General features: G+C 61.9%; 5 protein-coding genes. All 5 read right to left on the minus strand.

Annotated elements, in window-relative coordinates; translation table 11 throughout:
* Positions 1 to 477: 477 nt before the first annotated feature.
* Entirely contained in the window at positions 478 to 1479 is a 1002-nt protein-coding gene (locus Q0J60_RS03270) for a bile acid:sodium symporter family protein (RefSeq protein WP_367178770.1), read from the minus strand.
* Positions 1480 to 1692: 213 nt separating this feature from the next.
* A complete protein-coding gene (locus Q0J60_RS03275; protein ID WP_294438803.1) occupies positions 1693 to 3411 on the minus strand; it encodes a proline--tRNA ligase in 1719 nt (572 codons plus the stop codon).
* A 160-nt stretch (positions 3412 to 3571) separates the two neighbouring features.
* Positions 3572 to 4627 (minus strand): flavodoxin-dependent (E)-4-hydroxy-3-methylbut-2-enyl-diphosphate synthase, encoded by a 1056-nt coding sequence (gene ispG / locus Q0J60_RS03280; RefSeq protein ID WP_294438804.1) that lies wholly within the window; start codon positions 4625 to 4627, stop codon positions 3572 to 3574.
* Between the two features lie 9 nt (positions 4628 to 4636).
* The gene (locus Q0J60_RS03285) at positions 4637 to 5710 is read right to left on the minus strand and encodes a site-2 protease family protein (RefSeq protein ID WP_294438805.1); all 1074 of its coding nucleotides are present in this window, start codon (positions 5708 to 5710) and stop codon (positions 4637 to 4639) included.
* Positions 5711 to 5854: 144 nt separating this feature from the next.
* The coding region (locus Q0J60_RS03290; protein WP_294438806.1) for a DUF4013 domain-containing protein at positions 5855 to 6517 on the minus strand (663 nt) is incomplete at its 5' end.

Raw genomic sequence — 6517 nt, forward strand, 5'->3', positions numbered from 1 at the left:
AAAGGATGTTTCCTTTTCCTCCTCCCCCTTTGGAACCCCCTCCTCCTTTTTCTCGCTCCAGCCCGCGGGGGAAACCGGCCAATCGGGACTTCATCGCCCACTGAGCGGGCATCGCTTTCGCTCGCCCGCGGTTCGCGTGTATGGCCAAACTTGAAGCATTACCAAGAAACTCGAGCATATTGTTCTTTTACATCTTTACGATGAACCGAAAAGCCCCCACGCATCTCAAGGTTTTTGGGATGCGTGGGGGCTTTCTCTGCTCGGCGTCGATGAAGCCAAGACCTGTGAGGCACTTGGCAATTACGCAACAATCAATAAACTCGCGAAGCGCAAGCGAGCGAAGCGACGCTTGCTTTGTGGGCAATGCAGTCCACATACCCAGTTTCCACTGCGCTCTGGAGCGAAGGGAGGAATAAGGGGGTTCAAGGGGGAGAAGGGAGGGAATACCTTCCCTCCCTTCTCCCCCTTGTAAAGAACTTATGCGTTGGCGCCCTGAGCGGCAGCCTTAGCATTCTCCTCGGTCGCCTCGTCGGTGGGCGCTTCGTGGGCGCTGCGGGCGAGGATGTTGGCGTACACCGCACCGGAGATGTTATGCCACACGCTGAAGATTGCGCCGGGCACAGCGGCCATCGGCATGGCGGCGAAGTGCACGGTAGCCAGCGAAGTGGCCAGGCCGGAGTTCTGCATGCCAACCTCGATGGAGATGGTGCGGCGCTGCGCCTTGGACAGTCCCAGCAGGCAGGCAGCACCGTAGCCAAGCGCGTAGCCCAGCACGTTGTGCAGCATGACCACGAGGATTACCAGCGGACCCACGGCGAGCACGTTGGCGGCGTTAGCGGCCACAACAGCCATGATGATCAGCGAGATGCCCACGACCGAGATGAGCGGCAGCACCTTGGCGAAGCCTTGCGCGAACTTCTCGAAGAAGTAGTTGATGACGAAGCCCGCGGCGATGGGCAGGAACACCACCTGCACGATGGACATGAACATGCTCATGAACGACACATCGACCGTCTGGCCAGCGAGCAGCAGCACGAGCGCCGGCGTAACGACGGGTGCCATGATGGTGGTGCACGCGGTCATGCCAACGGAAAGCGCCACATCGCCCTTCGCGAGGAACGTCATGACGTTGGAGCTGGTGCCGCCGGGGCAGCAACCCACCAGGATGACGCCCACAGCCAGCTCGGGCGGCAGCTGGAAGATGGTCACCAGCAAAAACGCCAGACCGGGCATGATGATGAACTGGGCGAAGATACCCGTGATGGCGGCCTTGGGCTTGGTAAACACAACCTTGAAGTCGGACAGCTTGAGCGTCATGCCCATGCCGAACATGACGATGCCCAGAAGCGTATTCACATAGCTCGTCTTGATGACGGAAGATACAGGCGCGGGAAAGACCAGGGCGATAATGGCTACGAGAAGCGCGATAATCGCCATGTACTTTCCAGCAAAGTCACTTATCCTCTCGAGCACTTTCATCATTGTTCCCTTTCCTCGGAATCCATGCGCCAAGACGCGCAACCCTCCGCTTTCGGAGGGTCGTTGCATTGTAGCGCTTTAGTGCATTAGAGTGCGCTGTATTAATGGAAGGAAACAGTGCGGAAACAAACCCGCGGCGAACGGCATCTGAATAAAGATGGGCGGCACCCGAAGGCACCGCCCATGGCTCTCGTCATTTCGTTGTCGGACGCTTTAGAAGCCCAGAATCTCCTTGACCGCGGCCTCGACCTCGGCCAGCGGAACGGAAACCTTCTCGCCCGTGGCGCGGTTCTTGACCTCCACGGTGCCCTCGGCCAGACCGCGCTTGCCGGCCACAACCTGCACGGGCCAGCCAATCAGGTCGTTATCGGCGAACTTCACGCCGGCGCGCTCGTTGCGGTCGTCGATGACCGTCTCGAAGCCTGCAGCGGCAAGCTCTTCGGCAATCTTCTCAGCAGCTTCGGTCACCTCGTCGGGCTTGGCGGAAAGCGGAATCACGCACACGTGCGCCGGCGCGATGCCCGCAGGCCAGATGATGCCGTACTCGTCGTGGCTCTGCTCCACCGCAGCCGCCATCGTGCGCGACACGCCCACGCCGTAGCAGCCCATGATGAAGGGCTTTTCGGTGCCGTCCTCGTCCATGAACGTGGCGCCCATGGCACGAGAGTACTTGTCGCCCAGCTTGAAGATCTGGCTGACCTCGATGCCGCGCGCCAGCTCGAGAGGCTTGCCGCACACGGGGCAAGCGTCGCCCTCGCGCACCATGCACAGATCGGCCCACGCGTCCACGTGAAAATCCTCACCGAGCTTGGCACCCACCAGATGGTAGCCATCCTCGTTGGCGCCCACGACCCAGCGCTCGATGTCGCGCAGGCTCTCATCGGCGGCAATCTTCACGCCCTCAGGCAGACCGACGGGGCCCATGGAGCCCTTGACCAGGCCGGCGTCTTTCATCTCTTCGTCGGTGAGCGGCGTGAAGCCCGACACCACGCGCTCGGCCTTGACATCGTTGACCTCATAGTCGCCGGGCACGAACAGCACCCAAATCTGGCCCTCGGAATCTTTGCAGGAGAACGCCTTCATGCAAGCGGCCTCCTCGCATCCCAGATGCGCAGCCAGCTCGGCAATCGTGTGCACGCCGGGCGTGGAGATCTTCTCGCAGGACTCGGCGGGGTATGCCACCGGATGCGGCGTGCACGCGGCAGCCTCCACGTCGGCCGCATAGCCGCAGGTGCAGTGCACGAGCTCGGCCTCGCCCGTATCGGCGAGCGCCATGAATTCCTCGGACTCGTTGCCGCCGATCTGGCCGGAGTCGGCCTGCACGATGCGGAAGTTCAGGCCCATACGCTCGCACATATTGGTGTAAGCGTCGCGCATGAGGGCGTAGTTCTTGTCCAAACCCGCCTCATCGGCATCGAAGCTGTAGGCATCCTTCATCACGAACTCGCGGCCGCGCAAAAGAGCGAAGCGCGGACGACGCTCGTCGCGGAACTTCACCTGAATCTGGTAGAGGTTCTTGGGCAGATCCTTGTAGCTGCGCAGCTCGTTTTTCACCAGGTCGGTGATGATTTCCTCATGCGTGGGACCCAGCACGAAATCGTTGCCGTGGCGATCAACCACGCGCAGAAGCTCGGGACCGTAGTCATCCCAGCGGCCGCTCTCGTGCCACAGCTCGGCGGGTTGCACGAACGGCATCAGAATCTCCTGGCCGCCGTGGGAATCCATCTCCTCGCGCACGATGTCCTCGATCTTGCGCAGCACGCGCATGCCCAGCGGCAGGAATGAATACAGGCCGGCGGCCTCTTTGCGGATCATACCCGCACGCGTGAGCAGCTTGGCAGACACGATGTCCGCGTCGCTGGGATCCTCTTTGAGCGTGGGGGCATACAGCGCACTCATGCGCAGTACGGCGTGCTTGGCGAATGTGGTCATGTGCGATTCCTTCTCGAGCATGAGGATGGAAGCCGCCTCGCAACGCCACGGGCGCAAAATCGCCCGCCAAAAGGCTAGCCTACCGTCCTCTTTCGGCTTCAAATTTCAACCCGTCAACGATACCCGCCCCGGGCCTGCGGCGCAAGGCTTTTCGCCGCTGTTACATCTTTTGGATTTCCTCCATCAGGGCGTCAACGATGCCTTCCTCGGGCACCTTGCGCAAAACCTTACCGTGGGCGAACAGCGCGCCCGATCCCGCGCCGCATGCCACGCCGATATCGGCATCGGCGGCCTCGCCAGGACCGTTCACCACGCAGCCCATGACCGCCACCTTGAGCGGCTTGGGGCACGTGGCCAATCGCGCATCCACCTGCTTGGCCAGTCCGATGAGGTCAACCTGGCAGCGCCCGCACGTGGGACAGCTGATGATTTCAGGGCCGCGACGGCGCAGATCGAGCGCCGCGAGCAGCATCCAGCTGGCGCGCACCTCCTCGGTGGGGTCGTCGGTCAGCGAGATGCGCATGGTGTCGCCAATGCCTTCTTCCAGCAGGATTCCCAGGCCGGCGGCCGATTTGACGGTGCCCTGCATGAGCGTGCCCGCCTCGGTGATGCCGATGTGCAGTGGCACCTGCGGAATCTCGCGCGCCAGCATGCGATAGGTGCGCACCGTGGTCATCACGTCGTGGGCCTTGGCCGAAACCACCACGTCGTGGAAACCGCGCTCTTCGAAATGATGCACATAGTCGATTGCCGACTGAGCTAGCTTTTCAGGCAGGGTGAGATCGACGCGCGTCTTGAGCTCCTCGTCAAGCGAGCCCGCATTCACGCCCACGCGAATGGGAATGCCCGCCTCGCCCGCCGCCTCAATCACGGCGTCGGTCGCGTCCCATCCCCCGATGTTGCCGGGGTTGATGCGCAGCTTGGCGGCGCCGCGGCGCGCGGCCTCGATGGCGATCTGAGCATCGAAGTGGACGTCCGCCACCACAGGAAGCGGGCTTTGAGCGCACACTTCGGCGAACGCATCCAGGCACGAACGGCGCGGAATGGCCATGCGCACGATCTCGCATCCCACCTCGGCAAGCGCGTTGATTTGCGCGAGGTTGGCCTCCACGTCGTCGCCCGGAGCGTTGAGCATCGACTGCACCGCGCACGGTGCTCCCCCGCCCACGGGCACGCTGCCCACCATCACGCGGCGGGTTTGTTCATTGGGTTTCATGGCGACTCCCTATCCCCAGTTTCCGAAGACGAAGCGTTGCACGTCTTGATTCACCATAAACAGGAAGAATACCAAAAACAGCGCCATGCCCGCCAGACTCATGGCGTTCATGGCCTTGTAGCCCACCTGGCGCTTCGAGAGCTTCTGGAAGATCTCGATGACGAAACGCCCGCCGTCAAGCGGCGGAATAGGCAGCAGGTTCATCAATCCCAGCGACACCGAGATGATGGCCATGAAGTAGATGAACCAGCCGAGGCCTTGCGCAGCGAAATCCACCGACATCACCGCCATACCCACCACGCTCGTGGACTGCGACACCACGGTCGCAGCGGTCTCGGGGTTGAACAGGCTCACGATGGCCTGCGCCGTCACGCCGATCACCGTGAATCCCATCTGAATGGCATCGAGCGGATTGAGGTTCACGTGCTGCATCTCGCCCGTGGTCATGGTCACGTCCACGCCGATGACCGAGAACGCAAGCACGAACGCCAGCACTGCGAACAGCAGGTTCATGAAGATACCGGCAAGCAGGATGACGGTACGCTTCCAGAACGGCTGAGCACGGTAGGTTTGTGCGCGTTCAAGCAGGTAGAGCGCATGCGGGTCCTCGAAGGGGCGCGGCGTGCCCTGCGCCAGGTCGATTCCGGCCTTCTTGTCGCGGTAGGCACGGGTACGGAAGATGTTGTGCTCGTCCTTCTTGCCGGGACCGTCCACGCAGCCCCAATCCTCCAGCACGTACATGACCTCGATGGCGTCTTCCAGACTGATGCCCAGCTCTTCCGCCGCATCATCGGCATACACGGTGCCATGTTCGTAGGCATAGGCCAGCGCACGTTCGATATGGGGATTCTCGGGGCCAGGCTCCATGCCGCATACCTTGGCGTAGCCGCCCAAAGGCACCGCCGTCACGCCAAACTTGGTACCCTTGCGCGTGAAGCCGATGTTGGGCCCGGGCAAACCCAGCATGAATTCCGTCACGCGCACGCCGAACATGCGCGAGGCAAGGTAATGCCCGCCTTCGTGAATAAACACCAAAATGCTCAATACGATAACGATGAGCACAATCATGAGTACGACGTCCATGCAAGACCTTTCTATTCAAAACCGCCGAACGGCGCAGAATAACCCGAGGGTCTTTATACCAAGAGACCGCACCCTCTGCCGGGCGCGGCCTGCCTTGTTGCACAATATTCAAATCCCCTGCGCAGAATACGCACGTTGATGCAGTTACGCCGCCGGCGGATACCCGCCCTTCGGAGGCAGCGGGGCCTCTTTGGGACCCCACTGGGCGACTTCGAACTGAGCCGTCCAGCGACCCGCCGTGCGCAGCGCGATTGCCATCAGGAACACCGATGCCACCTGCAAAGCGTACGCCGCCAGCAGCAAGAGTATGGACATGCCCAGCGCCTGGGCGGAAGGATCGGCCGCCATCAGCCATGCGGAATTCGTAACCATGCTCGCGGCGAACGAAACAGCCGTGTTAAGCACGCAGAACACGATCCATGCAGGAACCAATCCGCCCACATCGCGGCGAATCATCTGGAAAATCTTGCCAATCTGCAGACCGGCGGAGATGTCGCGGTAGAGCGCCATGCGCATCATGCCCACCCAGATGATGGGCATGATCAGCCACTCGACCGCAAGCGTAATGATCTGACCAGGCAAATCGAGCGTCACGTCGGCCGCCAGCGCGGTGCTGCCGCCAAAAGCGGAGCCCGCGAGCGCCCCCGAAGCCATCTGCGCAGCAACCTGCCCCGACATGAGAACGGCCGAGACGATGCCGGGAATGAGCGCATACAGGAGCGCCAGGCCGAACGCACGCCAGCCGAACGCGTAGAGCACGCCGTCGGAGTTGTCGAACACGCGCGAACGCATGGGCGATTCGATGCG

This window comes from uncultured Slackia sp. (assembly GCF_944321625.1).
Taxonomy (GTDB): Bacteria; Actinomycetota; Coriobacteriia; order Coriobacteriales; family Eggerthellaceae; genus Slackia.